Source organism: Streptococcus parasanguinis (genome assembly GCF_001578955.1).
GTDB classification, from domain to species: Bacteria; Bacillota; Bacilli; order Lactobacillales; family Streptococcaceae; genus Streptococcus; species Streptococcus parasanguinis_U.
Genome location: NZ_KQ969691.1, coordinates 84,543 through 87,303, shown reverse-complemented (window position 1 = coordinate 87,303; position 2,761 = coordinate 84,543). Strand labels below are relative to the sequence as shown.

General features: G+C 45.1%; 1 protein-coding gene. It reads left to right on the top strand.

The genetic code is table 11. From position 1 onward, the window contains the following. The coding region (locus SPADD19_RS07220) for a family 20 glycosylhydrolase (RefSeq protein WP_241496532.1) at nt 1-2,758 on the top strand (2,758 nt) is incomplete at its 5' end. Nucleotides 2,759-2,761 lie beyond the last annotated feature (3 nt).

Here is a 2,761-nt window from a genome sequence, read left to right as displayed (position 1 = left end):
TCCTCACTTTAATTACTTTGGCACTAAAAAATCAGCTCGGACAGTTGATTTGGACAACCAAAAAGCCTTAGACTTTACCAAAGCTTTGGTAGACAAGTATGCGGCTTATTTCAGTGGCAAGACAGACATCTTTAACATCGGCTTGGACGAATATGCCAATGATGCTACAGATGCCCATGGTTGGCAGGTTCTCCAAGCTAGCAAGCATTGGCCAGGTGAAGGCTATCCAGAAAAAGGCTATGAAAAATTCATCCAATACGCCAATGATCTAGCAGCCATTGTGAAAAAACACAAGATGAAACCAATGGCCTTTAATGACGGAATCTACTACAATGGCGATACTTCCTATGGCACTTTTGACAAGGATATCATTGTGTCCTACTGGACAGGTGGCTGGAACGGCTATGATGTCGCTTCTTCAAAACTCTTGTCTGAACTAGGTCATCAGATTCTTAATACCAATGATGCCTGGTATTATGTGCTTGGACGGGACAAGGCTGGATCTGGTTGGTACAACCTGGATCAAGGTCTCGAAGGAATTTCCAAGTCAGCGATTGATGTGGTTCAAAAAAATGATGGGGCTAAGGTGCCCTTTATCGGTGGCATGGTAGCTGCCTGGGCAGATACGCCATCCGCAACCTACAAAAAAGACCTTCTCTTTAAGCTCATGCATGCCTTCGCGGACAATAATGCGGACTACTTTGTAGCAGATCCTGAAGTTGTCGAAAAAGCTCTTTCAGAAGCTCCAACTGATTTGGATCACTATACACCGGAATCTCTAGTAGCCTTTGCGGCAGCTAAAAAAGCATTAGAAGGGGCAGGAACAGACACGACTCGAGCAGAGGCCAAAACCTTGATCGACAATCTTAAAGCAGCTCAAGATGCTTTGGTGTATACGGAAAGCTACGCGAAAGAAGTTGCAGCAAAAGAAGCAGCGGAAAAACTCGCCATGAAGAAGGTCATCTCGATCGATGCAGGCCGCAAATACTTCTCACTGGATCAGTTGAAACGGATCGTAGATAAGGCCAGTGAGCTGGGTTATTCTGACTTGCACCTCCTTGTCGGAAACGATGGTATGCGCTTCGTACTCGATGATATGACGGTGGAAGCCAATGGCAAAACCTATGCCAGTGACGATGTGAAAAAGGCCATTTTAGAAGGCACCAAGGCCTATTACGATGATCCAAATGGTCAAGCTTTGACCCAAGCAGAAATGGATGAACTCCATGCTTATGCGACTGCTAAAGGAATCGGCTTGATTGCTGCAGTCAATAGTCCTGGCCACATGGATGCTTTGTTGGTGGCTATGGAAAAATTGGGCATTGAAAATCCACAAGCCAGCTTTGATACGGTTTCAAAAACAACCATGGATTTGACCAATGAAGCAGCAGTCAACTTTACCAAAGCCTTGATTGGCAAGTATATGGACTACTTCAAAGACAAGTCTAAGATCTTTAACTACGGAACAGATGAATATGCCAATGACGCTACCAGTGCGCAAGGCTGGTACTACCTCAAGTGGTATGACCTCTATGGTAAATTTGCGGAGTATTCCAATAGTCTTGCAGCTATGGCGCGTGAAAAAGGCTTGCAGCCAATGGCCTTTAACGATGGCTTCTATTATGGAGATGAAGATGATGTTGCCTTTGACAAGGACGTCTTGATTTCCTACTGGTCTAAAGGATGGTGGGGCTATAACCTCGCATCTCCACAGTATTTGGCAGATAAGGGGTATAAATTCCTCAATACCAACGGAGACTGGTACTATGTTTTGGGAAGAACACCTGAAACGGGTGGTGGTTATATTGAAAAAGCGATTGCCAATGCAGCTGCTACCCCATTTAGACAACTCCCAAGTACAACATATCCAGAAACATCTTTGCCGATGGTCGGTAGCATGGTAGCTGTTTGGTGTGATACCCCAAGTGAAGAATACATCGAAAAAAATGTCTTTGATCTCATGGAAGCTTTTGCCAACCACAACAAGGACTATTTCAAGGCGGACTTCACTGCTCTTAGAAAAGCAGTTGCTACGGTGCCAACAGATCTAGACATATACACACCAGAATCTCGCGCAGCCCTTGCGAAAGTCTTAGATAGCTTGAATTGGAATGTGAGTCGTGCTCATCAAGATCAGGTGGATCAAGAAGTGGCTGCTCTGACCCAAGCCCTTGCAGGGCTCAAGCCAATTACACAAGTGGGTAGCTTGGCTGAAAATGACGTCAAAGCCCTAGTGGAAGACAAACCAAGTCTTGAAATCGTAGAAAAAGAACTTGATTTTGACCTTGTGGAACGGACCAATCCAGATCTCGCTAAAGGAGAACGCAGAGTAATCCAGGCTGGGGTTAAAGGGCAAGGTCTTGAGTATGTAGAGGTTTCGGCACTTGATCAAAGTCGAAAAGTGATCGCTACAGAAGTTGCCACAGAGCCTGTTGCAGAAATTGTTGAAGTCGGTACCAAAGAAGTCGTGATCCCAACAAGCCCTTCAGTAGAAGCACCAGTGAAGTCAGATGTGCTTGTAAACAAAGTGGTTCCAGATCAGTCAACGCCTCAAGTGATCGCGAAGGATCAACCAGTAGCACCAGTAAATATCCCAACGACAATTCCAGCAGCTGTGGAAAAAGAGGTTCGTTCAGAAACAGTATCTTCTAACAAGCAACTTCCAGAAACAGGAGTGGAATCTGCACTTGGACTCGCTTTACTAGGAGCGATCTTAGGAGCAGCAGGAATGGACTTGAAAAATAAAAAAAGAGACTGAGAC